The organism is Treponema sp. OMZ 798, assembly GCF_024181385.1.
Taxonomy (GTDB): Bacteria; Spirochaetota; Spirochaetia; order Treponematales; family Treponemataceae; genus Treponema_B.
Genome location: NZ_CP051305.1, coordinates 301,654 through 323,072, shown reverse-complemented (window position 1 = coordinate 323,072; position 21,419 = coordinate 301,654). Strand labels below are relative to the sequence as shown.

The 21,419-nt window shown below is 38.9% G+C and carries 17 protein-coding genes; 10 read left to right on the top strand and 7 right to left on the bottom strand.

The annotated features are described in order from the left end of the window. Positions 1–23: 23 nt before the first annotated feature. The 7 genes from E4O07_RS01555 to cfpA all read right to left on the bottom strand — a co-directional run bounded on the left by E4O07_RS01555 (position 24) and on the right by cfpA (position 10,379). Entirely contained in the window at positions 24–737 is a 714-nt protein-coding gene (locus E4O07_RS01555) for a queuosine precursor transporter (protein ID WP_253686913.1), read from the bottom strand. Positions 738–786: 49 nt separating this feature from the next. Further along, positions 787–1,473 (bottom strand): YkgJ family cysteine cluster protein, encoded by a 687-nt coding sequence (locus E4O07_RS01550; protein WP_253686912.1) that lies wholly within the window; start codon positions 1,471–1,473, stop codon positions 787–789. 6 nt (positions 1,474–1,479) lie between these two features. After that, positions 1,480–3,651, bottom strand: a complete 2,172-nt coding sequence (locus tag E4O07_RS01545) for a DUF4954 family protein (protein WP_253686911.1) — start codon at positions 3,649–3,651, stop codon at positions 1,480–1,482. Between the two features lie 21 nt (positions 3,652–3,672). After that, positions 3,673–4,350 carry a TIGR00266 family protein gene (locus E4O07_RS01540; RefSeq protein WP_253686910.1) on the bottom strand — a complete coding sequence of 226 codons (678 nt, stop codon included), beginning with the start codon at positions 4,348–4,350 and terminating at the stop codon, positions 3,673–3,675. Positions 4,351–4,413: 63 nt separating this feature from the next. Continuing rightward, positions 4,414–7,209, bottom strand: a complete 2,796-nt coding sequence (locus E4O07_RS01535; RefSeq protein ID WP_253686909.1) for a putative PEP-binding protein — start codon at positions 7,207–7,209, stop codon at positions 4,414–4,416. Positions 7,210–7,219: 10 nt separating this feature from the next. Continuing rightward, complete coding sequence (locus E4O07_RS01530; RefSeq protein WP_253686908.1) at positions 7,220–8,248, bottom strand: hypothetical protein; 1,029 nt, start codon at positions 8,246–8,248, stop codon at positions 7,220–7,222. 85 nt (positions 8,249–8,333) lie between these two features. After that, positions 8,334–10,379 (bottom strand): cytoplasmic filament protein CfpA, encoded by a 2,046-nt coding sequence (cfpA, locus tag E4O07_RS01525; protein WP_253686907.1) that lies wholly within the window; start codon positions 10,377–10,379, stop codon positions 8,334–8,336. Positions 10,380–10,546: 167 nt separating this feature from the next. On the opposite strand from cfpA, the gene E4O07_RS01520 reads away from it, so the two are divergent. The 10 genes from E4O07_RS01520 (at position 10,547) to E4O07_RS01475 (ending at position 21,413) form a co-directional block, all read left to right on the top strand. Next, positions 10,547–11,209 (top strand): vWA domain-containing protein, encoded by a 663-nt coding sequence (locus E4O07_RS01520; protein ID WP_253686906.1) that lies wholly within the window; start codon positions 10,547–10,549, stop codon positions 11,207–11,209. Positions 11,210–11,240: 31 nt separating this feature from the next. Then, positions 11,241–12,716 (top strand): pallilysin-related adhesin, encoded by a 1,476-nt coding sequence (locus E4O07_RS01515; RefSeq protein WP_253686905.1) that lies wholly within the window; start codon positions 11,241–11,243, stop codon positions 12,714–12,716. A gap of 74 nt (positions 12,717–12,790) precedes the next feature. Continuing rightward, positions 12,791–13,477 carry a rhodanese-like domain-containing protein gene (locus E4O07_RS01510; protein WP_253686904.1) on the top strand — a complete coding sequence of 229 codons (687 nt, stop codon included), beginning with the start codon at positions 12,791–12,793 and terminating at the stop codon, positions 13,475–13,477. Positions 13,478–13,538: 61 nt separating this feature from the next. After that, positions 13,539–14,957 carry an electron transport complex subunit RsxC gene (gene rsxC, locus E4O07_RS01505; protein WP_253686903.1) on the top strand — a complete coding sequence of 473 codons (1,419 nt, stop codon included), beginning with the start codon at positions 13,539–13,541 and terminating at the stop codon, positions 14,955–14,957. Further along, complete coding sequence (locus tag E4O07_RS01500) at positions 14,957–15,973, top strand: RnfABCDGE type electron transport complex subunit D (protein ID WP_253686902.1); 1,017 nt, start codon at positions 14,957–14,959, stop codon at positions 15,971–15,973. Before rsxC ends, E4O07_RS01500 begins: the two co-directional genes overlap by 1 nt. Then, the gene (locus E4O07_RS01495) at positions 15,970–16,545 is read left to right on the top strand and encodes an RnfABCDGE type electron transport complex subunit G (RefSeq protein WP_253686901.1); all 576 of its coding nucleotides are present in this window, start codon (positions 15,970–15,972) and stop codon (positions 16,543–16,545) included. Before E4O07_RS01500 ends, E4O07_RS01495 begins: the two co-directional genes overlap by 4 nt. Beyond that, on the top strand, positions 16,542–17,201 hold the full coding sequence (rsxE, locus tag E4O07_RS01490; RefSeq protein WP_253686900.1) for an electron transport complex subunit RsxE: 660 nt from the start codon (positions 16,542–16,544) through the stop codon (positions 17,199–17,201). The genes E4O07_RS01495 and rsxE overlap by 4 nt, the downstream gene beginning before the upstream one ends. 4 nt (positions 17,202–17,205) lie before the next feature. Beyond that, positions 17,206–17,778 (top strand): electron transport complex protein RnfA, encoded by a 573-nt coding sequence (locus tag E4O07_RS01485; protein ID WP_253686899.1) that lies wholly within the window; start codon positions 17,206–17,208, stop codon positions 17,776–17,778. A gap of 232 nt (positions 17,779–18,010) precedes the next feature. Next, the gene (locus E4O07_RS01480; protein ID WP_253686898.1) at positions 18,011–20,023 is read left to right on the top strand and encodes a lipoprotein 17-related variable surface protein; all 2,013 of its coding nucleotides are present in this window, start codon (positions 18,011–18,013) and stop codon (positions 20,021–20,023) included. A gap of 97 nt (positions 20,024–20,120) precedes the next feature. Continuing rightward, positions 20,121–21,413, top strand: a complete 1,293-nt coding sequence (locus E4O07_RS01475) for a M18 family aminopeptidase (RefSeq protein ID WP_253686897.1) — start codon at positions 20,121–20,123, stop codon at positions 21,411–21,413. Positions 21,414–21,419 lie beyond the last annotated feature (6 nt).

Genomic DNA, 21,419 nt, shown 5'->3' with positions numbered 1-21,419 from the left:
TAAGGATGGGTATTTTTTAAAGTCTATTTTCCCGGAAGGGGATTATAGCTCACATTGTAATCATAAACGTCAATCTGTTCATGTTTTTTTACAAAAGAAATTACTTTATAAGTCAGCGGCGTAAAGATAACTTCTATAAAAGTTTTAAAAAGATAGTTTGAAAAAATCATTATGATGAGAACATTTAAACTGTAAAGGCCTAAGAAAGCAATCACAACAAAAACGATGCTGTCCAAAAGCTGTCCTACTAATGTAGAGCCTATTGTTCTAAGCCATAAATACTTGCCCTTTGTTGCTACCTTTAGCTTAGATAAAACCACCGAGTTGGAATACTCGCCGATAAAATAACCGCAAAGGCTGCCCGCAGAAATACGTGGCATCTGCAAAAGAATGTTCTCAAAATCTTTTTGAAATATCCACTCTGCTTCGGCAGGAAGAACGCTTATAAGCCGGATATTTAGACTCATAAGAAGAAGCATAAAAAACCCGGTCCAAATAACCTTTCTTGAAGCCCTATAACCATAGACTTCAGCTAAAACATCTCCAAAAATATAAGAAAAAGGAAAGAGAAGAGTACCTCCGTCAAAAACGAAGGGGCCAAGCTGTACCATCTTTGCCGCAAGAATATTCGACAAAACCAAAACGCCTACAAAGAGTCCGGAAATTACCGGCAAGAAATTCGTTTTCTTAATGGGGTCATTTTCATTTACCCCTTGAGTTAGTTGTGTATTTTCCATGGCCGCGATACTAACACAAAGATAAAAAAAAGTGAATAAGCCCAATTTACTACGATGCAAGAGGAGGCGTTTCAGGATCCGTATCGGGTTCAAATTCAGGATTATGAGAATATTTTTCAAGCATAAGAATTTTAGAAATTGCAGCCGGTAAGGCTTCCCGCATCGGAAGAGGATGGGAAGAACCCTCAGTCATAAAGCATAAAATTCTTGAAGTAAAATCGCTCATTACCGGGGGCAAAGTACCGAATGTATCCATCAAATCATTTTGAGAATATTGCTTAATCTTAGATGCAGAAAGATTCTTATCCATTGAAACAAGATATTTACATGGCCGCCAGCGGACAGAAAAATCTTTGCCTCTATCTCCGGAATAACCGAAAAGACGGCATATCAAACAACGCCCTCCATACACGGTGCAATGATAAGGATTATCAATATCAAAAAGAAGACACCCGTTTTCTTTATCCATAACATTTTCATTAAATTTCCCTTCAAGTATTTGTAAGGCTCTTCCTCTTTGATGAAAAACAAGCCATGACGCAAGATAAAGAGCTTCGACTTCATAAATTTCCGGTTCAAAATGAATACAGCAGGCTCCGCAGCCGTCAATGCATTTGATTGGACACCTAGCCATCCACTCCGCTTCGGCTTCTTCAATTTCCTTATATACCCTATCCAAAAGCAAAATCATTTCGGCAGCCTTTGTGTGTTTAAAACTTTCCGTTTCTTTTTCCATAATAATTTAAGCCTTACATTTTTCAAAAAGGCTCAGATAATACTCCGTGTCTTTTTTTGATTCAATAATTAGGGCATTATCTTCAACAGTTCCCAAAACAGCCTTTCTTTCTTCAGCATTTCGGTATGTTATATCCCTAAAATGATTATTATAATCCTTATTCTTTGTGTAGAATATTTGTTCTTCAATATATTTTCTTATTGCAGCAGCTTTATCTAAGAGAGTATTCCAAAGGATTCTATCTAAACTATTTACCTTCATAATTTTACATAGAACAGCATAAGCATTTTCCGCCTTATCACGGCAATAAGCATCATGGGCTTCATCATAGGATTTGTGGATATCCTGCCATGTATTAAGGTTACCGGCCTTTATATCTTCTTTAATCGAGTCGAGTTTTTTTTCGGGGATTAGCTGCCCCCCAATGTTCACCCAATTAAAATCAAATTCTTCCTGAATCTTAAAGTCCTCAATATTTGTTTTAGCTTTTTCTAAATCTTTATCAAAATATTCGGCAAAGGTTGTAACTCCGTACCATATAAGCATATCCCGATAGGCCTCATAAGATTCGATAGCCTTGATGATTTTTACAGTGCGTTTGGATCTTTCAATATTCTCGCCTTTTACAAAAAGTTTTTTTGCCTCTTCTTTTTTTTCTTTAAGAATTTCATCTATACTTAAAGGAGGTTTTCCGGCTGCAATCCAAGCGGCAGTTATCCATTTTTCAAGAAGAAAGCGGGCATTTAAAATTTCGGCAACAGTGTCGGGGGCAAGATAGTTAGTTTCAATGTGCTGAGTTTTTGTTATCCTTTTATCCCTTTTTAAAAATTTTTTATTATTGCGTTCGATGGCGTACATATTGTACATCCAATAATATGCCGGCATAATTTCAAGTCTGTCTTCATGTGCATCATTTAAAACTAAACTAAACGGAAAAGGAATATCAAGTTCGGCTGGATAATTAGCCTTTGCCAAAATAACAAAGGAAGCAAATCGGCTGTTATGTTTTAGGGTTGTAGACAACCCCGGCCAAAAGCCTCGGCCTGCTATAATCTCGCCGTCGTTTCCTCTTGTGTTGTGATTGGAACCGACCGTAGCTCCCGCCGCCATATTGGACTGTCCCTGAATCATAGCTGCAATCAAAAAAGAGTTATTGTGATGCTGTTCATGGTACGGGAAGATGAGGGCATTTAGAACCTCACAGCATGAAATGGTCGAGTTATCTCCAACTATTGAATGTATCAGCCTTGTGCCGTATTTTAATTCACAGTTATTACCGATAACAAAGCGGACAGCCTTTACTCCATAAAACACTCTGGACCCGAGGCCTATTATACCGTTTACAAGCTCTACACCCTCCCCTATCTGCGAAGGTTCCTCAGCCGTTGATTTTATGGTTAAGTTTTTAAGCTTATTTGCTCCCTTCACATACACTGAAGAACCGAAATTAACGTCTTTGATAATCCGGCAGCTCTTTATTGCAGAATCGGAGCCTACCTCACCGTAATATCCTCTTTTTGAGTCTCTAGAATTTTGAGTTATTTCTTCAAACCTTTTTATAAGCTCAGTTTCATCCCTGTACCTTGCCCATAAAAATGCATCGGCTGTAATCATATCATAAAAAGGAAAGACCTCTCTTCCGCCGGCCTCATTGATCGTGTCTATTGTTACCCTAACCTTTTCATCTTCTCCGTCTTTTACTAAACCTTCTCCGAATTTTGAATGATTGGTCGTACACATTTCATCAATACGGCTCAAAATAACCCTGTCGCCTATTATATAATGTGAAAGATAGGCACAATAATGAATTGCACAGTTCTCACCTATATCGCAAGAAATAACCTTACTGTTTGTTATGCCTACCGGAACAGTAAAATCATGATATTTTAAGTAAAAATTTTGAGTTGAAGCAATCCGGACTAAACCTGCAAAGAGACTATTTGTTATCAAATCGGTATCAAAGGGATCTTCTACAAGAACCTTCGTCCAGTCGGTACTTGAATTTCCGTTTTTGATTAAGCGTTCTATTTCATCTGAGCTTAGCCGCCGGTAATTATGCTCTTTTTTACTTGTCTGGTTAAAGCGTATATAATACTCGTCTTTACCGGCCGGCAAATATTTATCATAAATAAAGTCATAACCGAAATCTTCCGATTTTACGATCTGCATTTTTGCCATAGAAGTCTCCAACTCAATTTTCTAGGACTTTATACCTGCAAAAAAAGGTCTTAGAATTTCTGCAACGGCATAAATAGGCATGGTCTGAATAATAATTTTTCCCGGGCCTGTAACCTTGGTATTAAACAAACCTTCTCCGCCGAAAAGCATATTTTTAACTCCCTTTATCATCTGTATTTCCATTGAGCAGGTATCTTCCATAGCTGCAAGGTAACCTGTATCCAAGATCATAGATTCACCGGCACCCAAGGTATATTCTACTGCGGATCCGTCAATCTCTATAAAGGCAGTTCCGGTACCTGAAAGCTTCTGCATAATAAAGCCTTCTCCCCCAAAAAAACCGGCTCCCAATTTCTTTTGAAAATGGATTGAAAGCTCGACACCTTCCGTAGAAGCCAAAAAAGCAGTTTTTTGAACAATTAACGAAGAGCCTGAGTTTATCTCGACAGCTCTAATTGTTCCAGGGAATCTTGATGCAAAAGAAATTTCGCCTTCAGACTGTGCCGTATACTTGTTTAAAAAGAGACTTTCTCCTGAAAACATCCTGCCTAGGGCCTTTCCCAAGCCTCCTGCAGATGTTTCCATAGAAACGCCTTCACTCATCCATGCCATTCCGCCTGACTGACTTATCATTGTTTCTCCGGCTCTAAGTCTACATATAACAGCCGGAAAGGACTCTCCTATTATTTTGTATTCCATAAAACACTCCTAAAATTAAGATGAATTTAAAACGGCTCCATACGGAGCCGTTTAATTTAGATACTACTTAGACTTCTTTTTAGCCGGCGCGGCCTTTTTTGCTGCTGCAGGCTTTTTGGCCGCAGTTTTTTTAGCTGGGGCCGTCTTTTTTTCGGCCGGCTTAGATGCTGCCGAAGAAGGCTTTCGCGAAACATGAGCTTTAGGCTCAAGTTTTATTCCGGCCTTTTCTGCATTTTCAAGCTCGGCTTGTGCAATCGAAAGCAAGGCAATAGGTACGGAATAGGATGAACATGAAACATAGTTCAGTCCCGCTTCCATACAGAAGCGTACGTTTTCGGGACGGGCACCGTGTTCACCGCAAAGCCCCAGATGTAAATCGGGGCGGGTAAGTTTTCCGCGCTGAATTGCTATTTCGATTAAATCCCTTACCCGGCTGTCAAGAACGGCAAAGGGGTTTCCGTCGATAAGATCGTACATGGTATAGTCAGGCATAAAGCTGTTAAAGTCATCCCTCGAAAGACCTAAGGTTGTCTGAGTCAGGTCATTTGTTCCGAAAGAGAAGAACTGTGCATATTTTGCAATCTCATCAGCACTTAAGGCTGAGGCAGGAAGCTCGATCATAGTTCCGACCTTATATTCAAGGTCGCCGCCCTTTACGGCAGATTTTACCTCATCGGCAATAGTAGCTATACCTGCATAGGTGTGTCCCTCGATCTTTTTTCCATAAACAATTTGCTTTAATTCCCTAAAGTTCATGATAAGAGGAATCATAATTTCAGGACGGACATCCATTTTTTCCTTTTTAAGCTTGTATGCGGCTTCAAAGATAGCCCTGATCTGCATAGCATAAATTTCGGGATATGTTATTGCAATTCGGCAGCCTCTGTGACCAAGCATGGGGTTGATTTCGGAAAGTTTCTCAATTTCTTCAGCCAGATCTTTTTTGCTTACCTTTTTCTTTTGAGCCGTCAAGTATTTTACAAAGCCGTCAAGCTCAACCTCATTATGAGGAAGGAATTCGTGCAATGGAGCATCCAACAAGCGGATAGTAACCTCCTTGCCGTTCATAGCCTTAAAGATACCGTAGAAATCTTCAGTTTGAACTTTTTGAAGTTTATCAAGAACCTTCTTTCTTTCAACTTCGCTTGGAGCTAAAATCATTTCGCGGAAGGCATTTATTCTCTTTTCATTAAAGAACATATGCTCGGTTCGGCAAAGACCTATACCCTCAGCACCGAACTCCAAGGCTAGCTGGGCATCGCGGGGACTGTCGGCATTGGCCCTTACATGGAAGTTGGATAAGAAGCTCTTTGCAAGGCTTATAAAGTCTAAAAGGCCTGATGTTTCCGGATCAGGTTCAATGAGCTTAGCCTCACCGAAATAAACGGTAGAGTCGCCGTAATAAGGAACATTTAGGGTAATATAGTCGCCTTCATTTATTGTAACGCCATCAATAACGGCTTTTTTTCCTATTATCTTCATATCTGGGCGGACAAGAGATATTTTACCGTACTGTCTGGCAACAACTGAAGCATGGGCCGAGTAACCGCCCTCGTTCGATATAACGCCTGTAGAAACTTCAATTCCCTTTACATCTCCTGCGTAGGTTGCAGGCATACAGAGAATACACCTTGTATCCATGCCCTGGAGCTTGGCCGCTCTTTGAGCTTCGATAAGGGAGTCGGCCGTAAAATAGACCCTTCCTACAGCAGCTCCGGGAGCTCCTGCTATACCGCCCTTTGAAGACTTCATTCCCTTTGTGCTCATAATATCGATAACGGGATGCAAAATCTCGTTCAATTGGCCGGGCTTAACGGCGCGAACAACATATTCTGCATCTACAATCTTTCTGTTGTACAAATCAAGTAAAATCTGAACCATTGAGATTGTGCTCTTAGCCTCAACGGATTTTTGTTCGATAAGCCAAAGTCTTCCTGCCTCGATTGTAAAGCGGATATTGCGGATATCCTTTGTATAATCTTCAAGCTGCCATGCAATCTGCTGGAGGTGCTTTAGGTATTCGGGCTTGATGGAGTTTATATCCTTACCTTCTGCATTTACCTCATTGAATTTTTCGGCAAAGAATTGACCCTGCAATTTTTTCTCGCCGTTTACAATATTGCGGCTGAAGAAAGAACCTGAATATGAATCTTTGCCGTAGTTGCCGTAGACCATGGGCTGAATCAAAAGAGCAACATCATGATCGGTATCTTCTTCAAGGGTTAAAAGCCGGCCGATAAGGCGGATAGACTCTTCGAGCTGTACCTTGTAATCATCAAAGAAGCGAGCTGGTAAAAATTTGGCATATTTATCCATTATGGCACCGGGCTTTACATTCATTTTACCTGTATTCATTGTTGATTTGATTTCCTGTAAGGCCTTTTCCAACTCTGAAACCTTCTTTTCGTTTTCTTCCAGCTCCTCTATCTTTAGGACAACGGTTAAAATACCGTTAAGCAAAAAGAGAACCTCATTTGCGGCAAAATCTTCTCCTACATTTTCTTGAAATCCTATTACCGTATCCTTAGTAAGACCGAAGTTATGCAAGGTCGGGTAACTGGTAATAAGCATGTTAGGCGAAATAACTAATTTTAAAAGCAAGGGAGAGTCAGCATCGCCGTATGTCTTTTTTACTTCTGAGCCGAATTTACTTAAATATGGAGATATTTCGGAATATATATTTATATCGCCTATATCCTGCATCACAGAAGCATCGATTATAATACCCGGCAAGATTGGAAGTTTCAGTTCTGCAAATTCGTTTGCCTGTCTTCCTCGGATACCCAATAAATTCTTGTCAACTTTTTTACTGACTGTCTCTTTACTGTTAAAAAAATGTATATTGTTTGAAATTTTCATTTTTTACTCCTTAAAATAGATTTAATACGGTATCCGGAGATCCGCGCAAAAATGCTTCAAACATGGGACTGGCTCCCTGCCTAAAATATTTTGACAACTTTGAAAGGTCGTTTATTTCTTGTGCAGAAACGGAAAATTGGATTGTACTTCCATGTTTAACCTTTCCCCATTTAAATAAGGTATTTATATCTACAATACGCTCTCCGTCATAGTATACCATAACTTCAGCATCTTGATATTTTGCAGTATAACTTCTTATAATTCGCTTCCATGCTTCAACATTTCCGTTATGGAATAGCTCATTTGAAACAGGAACGGAAACAAGCTGCGACATCTTTTTTGGTCCTGTGGATACGGCTGACGGGCGTTCCAAATGTGAGGGAACTGAACTTGCCTGAGCCTTTGCAACAGGAGCAGACGGAGCCGGAGCTTTTTTACCGGGTCTTTTAGCAACAGCTTTCTTAACTTTTACAGTAACAGCTTTTTTTGGTTCAACATATATAAAGGGACCTGCTTTTACGGATGCAGGTACCGAGCAAGCTTTTTTTTCAAATAGTTTATGAATAGCAGAAATAACGGAATCGGCAAGACCTGCATCAACAGTACCCTTGTCTTGTTTTCCTACAAATATTAGAAGAAGCTCATTTTTTCTAAAGCCCTGAATAACTTGGGCAGCCGCAGGGTTTTTAGGATTTATAACAATAAAACCCAGATCCGGATGATCGTAAGCGAAGACTAAATCAATACCGGTCCATTTGGCAACCTCAGCAACAAAGGAGGATGCGTCATCCAAAATAAATTTCAAATTTTCAGATACAACTTTATAATTCCATTTATCAAGCAGAGAAACCGAAAGAATAGCCCTAACCTGCTCGGGCTTTATCGTCTGTTCTCTTATCATAAGATTTATCTTGTCCGCAATATTCTCTTTGGGATCACAGTCCTCTAAAATTTCTATAACAGACTGAATATGTTTAACCGAAACATTAAAATCAGTCTTTTTAGCCAGCGGAACAAAAAAATTAGTCATATTAACCATAATTACTCCTTTTTAAGCGAAAGCCCCCGAAACGGGGTTGTTCCAGGGGCTTAATGTTTAATCAGTTAAGCTCTAAAATTCCAAATTAAATTTCTTTAATTCCTGACTTAGCCTTTCGTCGGCCTCGTCCTGCATCAACAGAGCCTGTCTTTTTTGCCTTAACGGCGCCCTTCTTGGGTCCTCTGCGTTTAGCCGGAGAACTTACTGCCTCGGCTGCAGGAGCTTCGATAGCAGGAGTGCTGTTCAGCATATCGATAAACTGCGAACGTCCTGCAATCTCACCGGCTTTGGGATCCTCATCGGAAGTAGCAAAGCTCTGTGCGATATCGGCACGGACTGTGGATCGTCTGCGGCTGAACGAAGCAAATGCTGCGTCGGCAAAGCCCTTTGATACACCGTGCAAGAATTCGTTGAGCACGTTGGCCATTCCGTCCAAGGTAGCCTTCTTTCTCTTGATAGATGTAATATCGATATCAAGCAAGAGACCGGGCTGGATGTGGAAGGGGTTGATTAAATAATCGAATTTGTTGAATTCGGCTTCTAAGAACGAAAGTCTGTCTTCGATAACACGTCTTTCGATAGGATACTGATAATCATATAGATCCTTCATCTTTCTGCGCATGATGATAAGCTTTTTGCGGAGCTTGTCTTTTTCGTAGACATAGGTTCTGTTCATTTTTTCAACTTCAGTTTCGGGGGCCTTAACAAAGGAGATTTCATCCCAAACCTTAGCTGTGTCTTCATATACAGGTTCGCCTGACTGATCCTTGTACTTTCGTTTGATGAATTTCTTGTAATTTGCAGCCAAATCGTTAAAGTCTGTGATCTTTGTCATAAACTTGGATTTGTCGTATGTGGCACGTACTACATCCCACAAGTGCTGAATCTCAGTTTCAAAAGAGCTCATCATTACTTCATAAGCTTGTCGTTCTGCGATCAACTGAGCATTGTCATAGTACTTGAGGCGGATTTGATACCTTTCATCAGGAAGATTAGCGATATCTGTGTCATCATATTCGCGCAAGATAAGTTCACGGGCATTCTTTAAGTTCTCGATGTACTGATATCCCATCTTTGAAGTGTCAAGGATTGAAGTAATCGAGTTGATAGCTGTGTTGAATCCGCGGTTTCTGATGTTTTCGAGGTCGATAATCTTTTTGATGTTTTCTCTGATGTTAAGCTGATCAAAGGTCTCAGGATCGATTTCAGCTCTTAAGTTGTTGATTCTTTCCATAAGCTGCTTGGATACAACATCGTATCTCTTGCTCTTGGGATTCTCAACATCGTCATCAGTAATATCGCCTACCTTGTCGATTTTTGCAAAAACGATCTCGCCGTCAGACAATTCATCCAAGCCCTGATCAATTCGTCGGTCCTTTATCTTTTCAATTTCCTTGTCAATTACATCCATATAGTGATTTGACAAGAGGTCTTTGATAAGATATTCAACCGTTGACTGATACTGGAAGATCGGGCTGATTAGTTCAGTATCAAGAATGTTTACTGAAAGCTTAACATCGGTTACCGTTTTTGGTTTGTAGAGGTTGTCTTTAAATGCACACTTTACGATTGAATATGCGTTTTCACCTCGAACAAAGGCTCCTACGTCCGTCTTCTGTCTTAACAATGAGTTTGTTAAGGTTTCCAAATCATTAACACCGCGCTGTACATGGCCCTGTAAGTGTCCGTACATGTTTACAATCGACTTTTCGATTTCGCCTGTGTTAAACTTGTCAGCACCGCCGACTGCATCAAGAAGGGTTGCGATTTCTTTCGGAGTGTAGCGGTCTAAAACCTTCATTTCTTCCCGATCGATAAAACCTCGAACCTTTTTGAGCATCTCATCTTCAGCCGTTACCATGTATCGGTTGAACATGTTCTGGTAGTTCTGGTTAAAGTAGTTATACAGCTTTTCCTTAACACCGCCCATAACGTCCAATCTTTCGAGGACTTCCTTGGGAAGCTTTGTGGTCAAGTGGTGTAACACTTTATTTGTTTCTTCTTCAATCAGCTGATTTACTTCTTTCTGCTGATCACGGTAATCTTGAGCCAATGAGTTTCTTGAACCGACAGCACTGGGCTTTTCGGGATGGAACACATTAGGGCTCTGTGGTAGATCTAAATTTGCCATTCTTATCTCTCCTTAATTTTAGCAATTTTGTTACATTACAATATACATCACTACTATATAATTATAAACATATTTTGCATAATGTAAAGACTTTTTATTTAAAGTTGATGATTTTTTTTCGAATATGTTATATAATACTGTATATAAAGCACTAAAAAGGAGTATTTATGAAAATTAAAAAGCTTATTTTTATATTTTTGCTTTTAGCAGGAGTTTTATTTAATTTAAATGCCGGCGAAAGAACGATGCCTGTCGATATGATTATAATGATTGACAAGTCATTATCCATGCAGGATCCCGGCAAATTTGATAGTCTAAAACAATGGGTTCTTGACGAATTAATCGGTGAAATTATTATCAACGGCGACTGGATAAGCATTTATCAGTTCTATGAAAGTCCCGAGCATTTGGTTTCAATTGAAGTAAAAAACAAAGAAGACACAGACAGGATAATCAAAACGGTAAATAAAATTCGCCCGAACGGAAGATTTACTGATGTAGGAAAGGCTCTCGATAAAATACAGGAAGCCGTAAATGAAAGAGGCGAAAACGGAAGGTATAAGGTTCTTTTTATGCTCACCGATCTTGAACAAGATGCTCCTATAACCTCCAAATACAGCGGTAAACAAAAAAAGTTTTCAAGTCCTTACTTAGTTGAATCAAGAATTATAAAACACGATAATTGGTATGAAATTACTGTTGATATGGGCCTGCAAGACAGGGTTGTAAAAACAAGCAAGGCTCTTTTTTCGGATTTAATAAAAAACGAAGGAAAGGACAGGGTGCAATCTGACGAAAATACAGCCTTAATCAAAAAAGATAATCCGTAACCATAATTGATAATAAGGATTTAAACAAAGTATGCTCAAACGGATAATGTATCTTACTTCAGCCTTTATTGTTTTGGTTTTGTTGAGCTTTTTAATTTACTTAAAGTTTATACGGTCAAACACAAAAACTGAAGAGAAGATTGTTACACAAACAATAATTCCCATAGCTTCTTCACAAATAGATAAAGCAGATAAAAAGACCGAAAATGATTCGCCTAATACGGAGGCAAAAATATTTTTAGAGCTGCTCAATGATGAAGCCTTTGTTGATGCAATTTCAGATGACTTAAATGAAGACGGTGTAGAAGATCAAATTATTGCCGTAAAAAAGCTATTAGATCCTTTTTTGTACCTTATAATTTCAATCCAAAACCCGATAACTCAAAAATGGGACAGAGTTGAAGAAATAAGAACTACAATCACACAGCCTAAGTCTCTTACATTCTACATTATGAATTTGACGGAAGATCCTAAATCCCTCATTTATTCGGGAATGACATCGGACAACAGACAGGTTTTGTCCATACATACCATCAAAAAAGAAAATAACGGTAGTGTTAAGCTTGATCAAATAGCTGACTTACATGCGGATATGCAGATTCAGATAAAGGAAATAGAAACTCAAGAAGAAACTGCATCAAGCCTATCTTCATATCGGGTATACACTTACAACTCCGATCCTTCTGCACCTAATACCTTAAACCAAATTGAAACGGAATATACATGGAATGTAAAAACAAAAAAATATGAAGAAGGCTTCCAAAGGACAATTCCGGGCGAAAAAATAGAGATTCAGCTTTTAAGAAAACTTCAAAGCGGAAATATGGAATCTTTTATCGACTTTTTATCGGGATTATGGTTTCAAGAAGAGGGAAATAGAGAAACAGGCAGAAGCGTATATTTTGACAAAAACGACAGTCATATTATTTTTAATTTAGACAATGTTGAAGAAATATATGAAATAAAAACAACCTTACCCCGAAGATACGGTTTATTTTTTACAACAAACAATAAGTCAATTCCGAATATCGTAAGACGAGTCGAAATAGAAATTAAGGGACTTGACGAAATACAGGTGCGTGTAATAGAAGACGTTTTAAGAATTAAATTCGGAACGGCATCTCTTTGGAATGGAAACTATAAAAAAAATACCAATTTACTTTTGAGTAACACAAACCAAAAGGAAAATAATGCGGAAAAAGCAAAAAAAATTTTATCAAAATCTTCAAATCAGTGGAAATCGATAAATAACACCATTTTAGACCTTTTAGGTAACTCATATACACTTCAGCAGTCTGAAGATATCGAAAAAGGTTATTTTAACATATTAGAAATAAATGAAAGAGTTATCATTCAAATGAAGTCGGAAAAGGATACAAATAAATTTTATCTGCTTGAACTAAGTGAAAAAAACAATGTACAGCGGATGGTTTGGACAAAAATTAAGTTGAGCATAAATGATGTAATACCTACAGGTGATGAGCCTATCGTCTTTGAAAGAGAATAAGCATCCCTTTTGACAATGAGAGTAAAAGTCATTATAATAATCTCAGCGTATTTTAGTGTTTTGGAGATTAAATTATGAAAATAAAATTTTTACTTTTTATTGTTTTAATTGTAAATATATCGCTAATTTCATGCGGTATTGAAGTAGAAGTTGAAGATGTTAAAGGCTCAAGACTTGAATATTTAAATTCCGATTCCAACAAAGATTCTATATTGATAATTGATGTCAGATCCTATGATCAATATAAAAAAGGACATCTTTTACACGCTATAAATATACCTGTAAATGAAATAGAAAACCATCTAAAAGAAATAACCGATTGGAAAAACAAACCTATATACTTATATTCCAAAACTAATGATGAAAGCTTTAAAGCGGCAGAGATATTGGCGGAAAATAGATTTTCTCAAATTTACAATGCAGATGGAGTTAATCAATATAACTATAAAACCATCACTTACAACGCTGTACGGGGCATAGTTTTTGAAACAATGCTGAAAGATCCCGATGTTTTAATCCTTGACTGCAGAAACAAATCGTCTTATGATACAGGTCATATAGAAGGCGCCTTGCTATTCCCCATATCGGAAATAAAAAATAATCTTAACAAAATACCTGACAAGAAGAAAAAATTACTTTTGTATTGTAATGTAGGCACAGCTTCTTCAAGAGCTGCTCAAGAACTGTCAGAGCTGGGTTACACGGAAATTTATAACGCTATTGACGGAGTTTTAGAATATCCTTTTAAACTTGTAAAGTAAACAAAGGTAAAATTAACTTTATCCTCTTGAAAGTTTCATTACTTATGTATAAAATGGCGGTATGGGTATAAAATCATTTAAAGGCGGAGTGCATCCGCCCGAGCGAAAGGCGGTCTTACCGAGCGAAAGCGTTATTGAGGTATTGCCGTCAAATAAGTCAGTTTGGATTCCTGTTACACAGGGAGGAATGCCTAATACTCCTCTTGTAAGTGTCGGAGATCTGGTAGCACGCGGACAAAAGATAGCCGAAACGGATAAATTTATGTCTGCACCTGTCCATTCTTCAGTATCGGGAAAGGTAAAAAAGATTGAGCCGCATCTTGTTACAGGCAATACGGAAAATCTTTGTTTTTTGATTGAAATTGATGAAGAGAACAGGGAAGACTTCATGCCGCCTCTTGATCCTTTTACTTGCACAAAAGAAGAAGCACTTAAAAGAGTCAGAGATGCAGGTATTACCGGAATGGGAGGAGCTTCTTTTCCTACGCACGTAAAATTAAGCCCTCCGCCTGATGCAAAAATCGATTATGTAATTGCAAACGGAGCCGAATGCGAACCCTATCTTTGTACAGATGCCGCAACAATTTTTAGCGGCTCGGATAGTATTGTTGACGGTCTTGCAATCACTATGAGGATAGTAGGTGCAAAACAAGGAATTATCGCCCTTGAGGATAATAAAAAAGATTTGGTTCCTGTTTTGGAAAGAGCTATTTCAAAATTAAAAGCCAATCCGATTGCAGCGGGAGCATATGATATAAGCGTTCAACTTTGTAAGACAAAATATCCGCAAGGCGGAGAAAAAACTCTTACGGATGCAGTTGTAAACAGGGAAATTCCCTCCGGCGGCCTTCCCTTTCAAATAGGCTGCGTTATTCAAAACGTAGGAACCTTAAAGGCAATTTCAGAGGCCTTCCGCTTAGGAAAGCCGCTTATCGATAGAGCCTTAACAATAGGCGGCGGAGCCTGCGAAAAACCTTTAAATGTAATAGCCCCTATAGGAACCTGTGTCGGGGATCTTATCCCGAGCGTAGTTTCCCTTAAACCCGGAGTTGTAAAAATAATCTCAGGCGGCCCGATGATGGGCTTCGCCATGAAAAATGCCGACTTTCCCATTCAAAAAAACACCTCAGGAGTTCTTTTTTTAACAAGAGAGGAGGTTTCCTTAGAGGAAGAAAGCCCCTGTATAGGCTGCGGTAAGTGTATTGATGTATGCAGCTGCCGCCTTTCACCGGTTTTAATCATCCGAGCCTTAAAAGCCGGAAATACCGAAGAGGCTATCCGCTGCGGTCTACTAGACTGCGTTGAATGCGGAACCTGTGCTTACACCTGCCCTGCCCGAATCAAACTTGTTCAGCGGTTTAAGGTGGGCAAGCAGATAGCAAGAGAAGAAAAGCAAAAACGGGAAGCTAAGGCTGCTGCAAAAGCCGCCGCGGAAGCAGAAAAGCAAGCAGCTCAAACAACCGAAGAAGGAGGCAAATAATGGCAGAATCAGATAAAAACGAAATTTTTATGTCTCCGGCACCCCATGTAGTAACACCGGTTAAGACTCAAACCTTGATGCTGGATGTAATTATCGCCCTTCTCCCCCTTACGGCTTACGGAATTTATCTTTTTTCGATACCTGCCTTGGTTCGAATTATAGTTGCCGTACTTTGCTGTGTAGGTTTTGAAACTTTTTTTAGAATGATATGTAATCTGGAGATAAGAGTAAAAGATTTTTCGGCTGTTATTACCGGACTTTTGATAGCACTTGTAATTCCGCCTAATCTTCCAATATGGATGCTTATTTTAGGCTGCTTTTTTGCAATAGTTGTCGGAAAAGAATTTTTCGGAGGGCTTGGAGCCAACGTATTTAACCCGGCCTTGGTAGGACGAGCCTTTATGTTTGCAAGCTTTTCGGGAGCGATGACAAGCTGGATTCAACCCGGAAATTCTTTCTTTGATGCAATGAGTACTGCAACGCCTTTAAAGCTAATAAATGCAAAAGAAGGTATTGCAATGAGTGCTTCCGAAATAGCAAAAACCTTAAATTTAAGCTCAAGCACAGACCTTTATACCCGGCTTATTTTGGGAAACCATGCAGGCTGTATAGGCGAAACGAGTATTTTGTTAATCCTTTTAGGCTTTGCATACCTCCTCTTTAAAAAGGTTATAGACTGGAGAACCCCGGTAACCATGATGGCAACAGCCGTTGCAATTACTGCCATAGGCGGCATAGATCCGATTTTAACCCTCACTTCGGGAGGTTTAGCCTTCGGAGCTGTTTTTATGGCAACCGATTATGTAACAAGTCCTGTAACACCCAAGGGTAAATTCCTTTTCGGTGCAGGCTGCGGTCTTATAACAGGTCTTATCCGATTATTCTCAGGTATGCCTGAAGGCGTTATGTACAGTATTCTTATAATGAATGCCGTAGTGCCGTTTTTAAACAAACTTATACCCGTAAAATACGGCTATGTAAAACCGCCTAAAAAGAACAAGGAGGCTGCAAAATGAAACAGATGATAAAATTGGCATGCACCCTTTCAGCCTATGCCGTCATAGCATGTTTAGCCCTTGCTGCAGTTTACAGCTTTACAGCTCCGCGAATTGCAGAGGTAAAGGCAGAAAAGACAAACAGGGCTTTAAAGAAAGTCTTCCCTGAAGCTGAAGACTTTAAAGAAATAAGTGCTGAAATACCTCAAACCCTAAACAAAACAAAATTTTTAAATGCCTATGCGGCAATGAAAAACGGTGAAAATGTCGGCATAACTATCACAGCAAACGGACCTACTTATGCCAAAGCCACTATACTCGTAGCCTTTGATCTAAACAAAACAATCCGCAAGATCGAATTCCTTGAGCTTACCGATACACCAAGCTTAGGAAGCAAGGCAGCTGAAGAGCCTTTTAAGGGACAATTTACAGGTAAACCAATAGATTCTCCTTTTGAGGTAAAAGGAGATATAAACGCCATAGGAGGAGCTACAATTACTTCAAAGGGAGTTGCAGCTATTTTAAAAGATGCCTCTTCGACTGCAATGGAATATATTAACAAAAACAACCCGGGGGAGGGGGAAAATAAATGAAAAACTTAACTATTTTCACAAACGGAATTATAAAGAACAACCCTCTTTTGGTGTTGATGATCGGTCTATGTTCGGCCCTAGCCGTTACAACCAATGTTTTAAATGGTCTTGGAATGGGTATGGCAATGACCTTTGTTATCGTTATGAGCGAGTTAATTATAAGTATTTTTAGAAAATTAATTCCTCAGGATATAAGAATTCCGGTTTTTATTATTGTAATTGCCTCTTTTACAACCATTGTAGACCTTTTGATGCAGGCCTATACACCTGCTCTTTCAGATGCAATGGGACTTTTTATTAAGCTCATAGTTGTAAACTGTATTATCATGGGCCGGGTTGAATCCTTTGCTTCAAAAGAAAACCCCGGAAAATCCGTTTTAGATGCCCTCGGTATGGGAGTCGGATACACAATAGTTCTTGTGCTTATTTCGGCCATAAGAGAAATTCTAGGGTCGGGCGCCTTGGCAGGAAATGTCTTTATACCTGAAGCCTATCATATACGATTTTTTGCAAATGCACCCGGAGGTTTTTTTGTATTCGGTATTATGATTTCCATAAACCTCTTTGCAAAAATGCTTTTAGAAAAACCCAAGAAGAAGATTCAAAGCTCGCCTGCCCCGCAAGCCGGGCCGGAAACCAAAAAAGAGGAGGAGTAAAAAAATGCCTGAAACAATTAGTATTTTTCTTTCTGCGATCCTTGTAAAAAACGTAGTTTTAATGCGCTTTTTAGCCCTTTGTCCCTTTATAGGAATGTCATCCGACGTAAAAAAATCGGTCGGCATGGGCTGGGCAGTACTCTTTGTCACCCTCTTGGCTACAGCCGTAACCTATCCCATATACAATTACGTCTTGATAGGGAACCTTGAATTCCTTCAGACCCTTATCTTTATCCTGGTAATTGCAAGCTTGGTTCAGCTGGTAGAATTCTATCTAAAAAAAGCTGCCCCGGCTCTTTACAGCTCGATGGGTGTATACTTGGCCCTTATTACTACAAACTGCGCCATTCTTGCAGTTACAATAGACGCCATCGATGAAGGCTACACCTTTGTACAAGCCCTCATTCATGCTGCAGGTTCGGCCTTCGGCTTTATGATCTCGCTTTTGCTTTTAGCAGGCTTAAGACAGAGAATAGATAATGCCCCTGTTCCGAAATTCTTAAAAGGAACTCCCATTCTTTTTATAGCAGCAGCCCTCTTATCCATGGCCTTTGAAGGCTTCGCAGGACTGATTTAAAAGATGAAGTACGAATGACGAAGGACAAAGTTCAAATGTCGAAGTATAAAATGCAAATTGCAGCTCGACATTTGAACTTCGGCGCTTGCCCTTTGCCGTTCGGCACTTTAACTTCGCCATTTCTACCATTCAAAAACTGCGTTAAAAGTAACCTTATCTACACATAATTTGTTCTAGTTATTGCTTTGTATCGTGTTTTTAATTAACATATATGGAATTTAGGAGATATCTCATGAAAAAAATAATTTTAATAAGTTTAAGTCTTTTTTTACTTTTAACTAATTGTGATCATAAAACCCTTTCTAAACAAGAAGACATAAATAACGAGTTAAAAAAAGTTGTGCTTGAAATCAAAAACAAAGAAAACATAACGGCAGGAGAGCTAAGGCAAGAAGACATAAGGGCCTATGGTTTTAATGCCAATGTTTATGCAATAAATTACGAAAAAATAGAAGCTGACAGCGAAAAAAGAGAGGTCTACATTACCGTATCATTAAAAAAAGCCGGAACGGAGTCGGTATCGAAGGTTTTTACTATAAGCGGATTTAAAGCTCCGGAGCAAAACCTAAGTGATCAAGAGCTTATAAACATTGAAGCCGATAAGGTAGTATTAAGCATACCGGATATCGAAAAAATAAGCTTTGATGAGCTTACAACAGACAAGCTTATTGCATCGGGATATAAAAAACAATATTCTATACAATACATTGCAAAAAAATATAATTCACAAAAAAAAGAAGTAGAAATCACCTTTTATCTTACAAAGAATCATCTAAGATCTAAAATCAGAACCTTTACAATCAGCGGCTTTAAAGAATCTCTCCCTCCTCAAGGGCTTATCGACATAAAAGAAGAATATCTCTTTTCGGCCCTTTCCTTGACCGAAACAAAGATTACCGCCTCAGCCGCTGCAAAAAAAATTAAAGAAGCCTCAAATAAAACCATAGGTAATTTTATTTTTGAAGAAAATAAAATTCTTAACTATGACGATAAAAAAGGGATCTTTACGGTTTATATAAAGGGAACATACAAAGAAAAACCGTTCAGCAAAAAAATGAGAATAAGCGGCTTTTCTCATCCTTATGTTAATCCGCCCGAATCGGTTTATAAAAAAGATTTGGATTTTACCGCAGGTATTGAAGAAAATCTTTTAATTGATGACTATATTAAAAAAGCAAATGCAGATATCGAAAACTTTTTTAAAGACGGGTTATCTTTTATGCTCCATAAAGGAAACAGGCTCATAAACGAGGTAATAGTTTTAGGTGAGCATGATTCATACAGCATGACAGCCGAACTTGAAAAAATAGATAATACCGCTTTAAAAATTATACCTATTTTTAACATAAAATATAAGCTAAAAACCGATACGGATAAAACGGAAAAAGAAGAAATAGAAACTTTCAGTCTGGCCGGGTTTTTACAGCCTGTAAAGTATTTTAGCGAAAATGATGTTTATATTCATATCTTAAATGAATTAAACAAACGTAATGACGTTGTAAAAGTTTATCCTCACCGCTTTGCATCGGAATTTTATGCAAACGCCGTTGTAACGGGCAGGCCACCCAAAGAATTATTTAACGATTCGGCAATAGAAAAATACCGAAAACTTTACACTGAAAAAAAACCGAATAAGTATTTAACTTTTGACGGGCTCAATATAGGAATTTCAGAACCTCGAAATGGAGGAATTGAAGTTGATGATTATGAAGGCTCTTTATCATTAACTTATTATGTTGCTTCAAACAAGATAATCGGTGATACAGATAATATAAATTTTGCATTAAGGCAAAATACCGTAAAAGTAACAGGCTTTAGACAGGTAAATGAAGAAACAATAAAAGATTTATTCGGTTTTTCTATCGTAAAAAGCAATGACAAAGACGGAAACCCGGGAACTCTTAATTCGTGGAGAAAAAAATACATACCGGAAAATATGTATCTCGTGCGGGAACAAGGAAATAAAGGGGAAAATGATTGGCTGACATTCTCCAATACGGCTTTGGACTATGAAAATAACAGCGGTTTTATTTTAAGCCTTAATGGGGATGCAAATTTACATGAACTTTTAGCAAATCCGATCAATAAGTTTTTATCGGTAGGACGAAGCGGTGAGCTGCTCCTTATTACACGCATAAACTTGAAAAAAGAACGCCAAAGTGACTATCTTGAAATAAAAATGAATTTTTTAGGTACCGGAGAACCTATTACCCTTATTAGAAATCCATATATCCCAAGAAATTAGCTTAGAATAAAGTTTTAAATTTGATATTGCTTATAATTCCATATTTTGATATAATCCTCAACACCAATATATTAGAATAATTAAGGAGCCTAAATATATGAAAAAAGCGGAAGCATTGATGAAGTTCATCGACAAGAGCCCCTCAGTTTACCATGCAATCAAAAATGCAGGTGAATTTTTAGAAGCAAAGGGCTTTGTTCATTTAAACAGAGAAGACACCTTTGAGCTAAAACCTCAAGGAAGATATTTTGTAACAAATAACGGAAGTGCCTTGATTGCATGGCAGATGCCTAAGTCAGGTAATGCAGAAAACGGTTTTAGGATTGTAGGAAGCCACAGCGATTCTCCCACCTTCCGCATAAAGCCCAATCCCGAAATTAAGGTAAACAACCATTATTTAAAACTCAACACCGAAGGCTACGGAGGAGTTATCCTTTCAACCTGGTTTGACAGGCCCCTTTCGGCAGCAGGAAGGGTTGTAATAAAAACGGATGATCTTTTAAAGCCCGAAGTTAAACTCATCAACTTCGATAAAAACCTTTTGACAATTCCCAGCCTCGCCATTCACATGAATAGGGAAGTAAACGACGGCTATAAATTCAACAAGCAAAAGGATACCCTCCCCCTAATCGCTTTGATAAACGAAAAGCTTGAAGAAAAGGGCTTTTTGATGAACCTTATAGCCGAAGAAGCAGGCGTAAGTGTGGACAAGATTTTGGACTTTGACCTCTACCTTTATGACAGGCAGCCCGGCTGCTTTGTAGGGGCCAACAACGAGTTCTTTTCGGTAGGAAGAATCGACAACCTCGGAATGGCCTGTGCTTCAATAGATGCCCTAGGCGATGCCCTTCCTTCAAACTTTGTTCAGGTTGCCGCCGTCTTCGATAACGAAGAGGTCGGATCAAGGACAGCCCAGGGAGCGGGCAGCCCCTTCCTCCACGACACCTTACAAAGAATAATAGCTGCAACTTCAAAGGGAAATTCCTTTGAAGAATTGCAAAAAGCCTTGGCTAAGTCCTTTTTGATTTCGGCAGATCAGGCCCATGCCCTTCATCCCAACTATACCGAGAAAAACGATATTACAAACTTCCCCCTGATGAACAAGGGACCTGCCGTTAAGGTAGCCGCTTCCATGAGCTATACAACGGACGGAATATCCGGCGGAATCTTTAAGGATATCTGTGCGAGGGCAGGAGTTCCATGTCAAAACTATGTAAACCGCTCTGACGTTGCAGGAGGCTCGACCATAGGCCCGATTTCTCTTTCTAACCTCAACATAAAGAGCGTCGATATAGGAAACCCCATCCTCGGTATGCATTCCGTACGCGAACTTGGAGGCACCGAAGATCAAGAGTACATTACCAAGGCCTTTGCAGAGTTTTATAAATAGAGCTTT

Coding starts and splice junctions, on each gene's coding strand:
- E4O07_RS01510 (WP_253686904.1), top strand. CDS start 12,791: ATGAAAATAAAATTTTTACTTTTTATTGTTTTAATTGTAAATATATCG.
- E4O07_RS01535 (WP_253686909.1), bottom strand. CDS start 7,209: ATGAAAATTTCAAACAATATACATTTTTTTAACAGTAAAGAGACAGTC.
- E4O07_RS01480 (WP_253686898.1), top strand. CDS start 18,011: ATGAAAAAAATAATTTTAATAAGTTTAAGTCTTTTTTTACTTTTAACT.
- E4O07_RS01485 (WP_253686899.1), top strand. CDS start 17,206: ATGCCTGAAACAATTAGTATTTTTCTTTCTGCGATCCTTGTAAAAAAC.
- E4O07_RS01515 (WP_253686905.1), top strand. CDS start 11,241: ATGCTCAAACGGATAATGTATCTTACTTCAGCCTTTATTGTTTTGGTT.
- E4O07_RS01540 (WP_253686910.1), bottom strand. CDS start 4,350: ATGGAATACAAAATAATAGGAGAGTCCTTTCCGGCTGTTATATGTAGA.
- E4O07_RS01530 (WP_253686908.1), bottom strand. CDS start 8,248: ATGGTTAATATGACTAATTTTTTTGTTCCGCTGGCTAAAAAGACTGAT.
- cfpA (WP_253686907.1), bottom strand. CDS start 10,379: ATGGCAAATTTAGATCTACCACAGAGCCCTAATGTGTTCCATCCCGAA.
- E4O07_RS01545 (WP_253686911.1), bottom strand. CDS start 3,651: ATGGCAAAAATGCAGATCGTAAAATCGGAAGATTTCGGTTATGACTTT.
- E4O07_RS01495 (WP_253686901.1), top strand. CDS start 15,970: ATGAAACAGATGATAAAATTGGCATGCACCCTTTCAGCCTATGCCGTC.
- E4O07_RS01550 (WP_253686912.1), bottom strand. CDS start 1,473: ATGGAAAAAGAAACGGAAAGTTTTAAACACACAAAGGCTGCCGAAATG.
- rsxC (WP_253686903.1), top strand. CDS start 13,539: ATGGGTATAAAATCATTTAAAGGCGGAGTGCATCCGCCCGAGCGAAAG.
- rsxE (WP_253686900.1), top strand. CDS start 16,542: ATGAAAAACTTAACTATTTTCACAAACGGAATTATAAAGAACAACCCT.
- E4O07_RS01475 (WP_253686897.1), top strand. CDS start 20,121: ATGAAAAAAGCGGAAGCATTGATGAAGTTCATCGACAAGAGCCCCTCA.
- E4O07_RS01520 (WP_253686906.1), top strand. CDS start 10,547: ATGAAAATTAAAAAGCTTATTTTTATATTTTTGCTTTTAGCAGGAGTT.
- E4O07_RS01555 (WP_253686913.1), bottom strand. CDS start 737: ATGGAAAATACACAACTAACTCAAGGGGTAAATGAAAATGACCCCATT.
- E4O07_RS01500 (WP_253686902.1), top strand. CDS start 14,957: ATGGCAGAATCAGATAAAAACGAAATTTTTATGTCTCCGGCACCCCAT.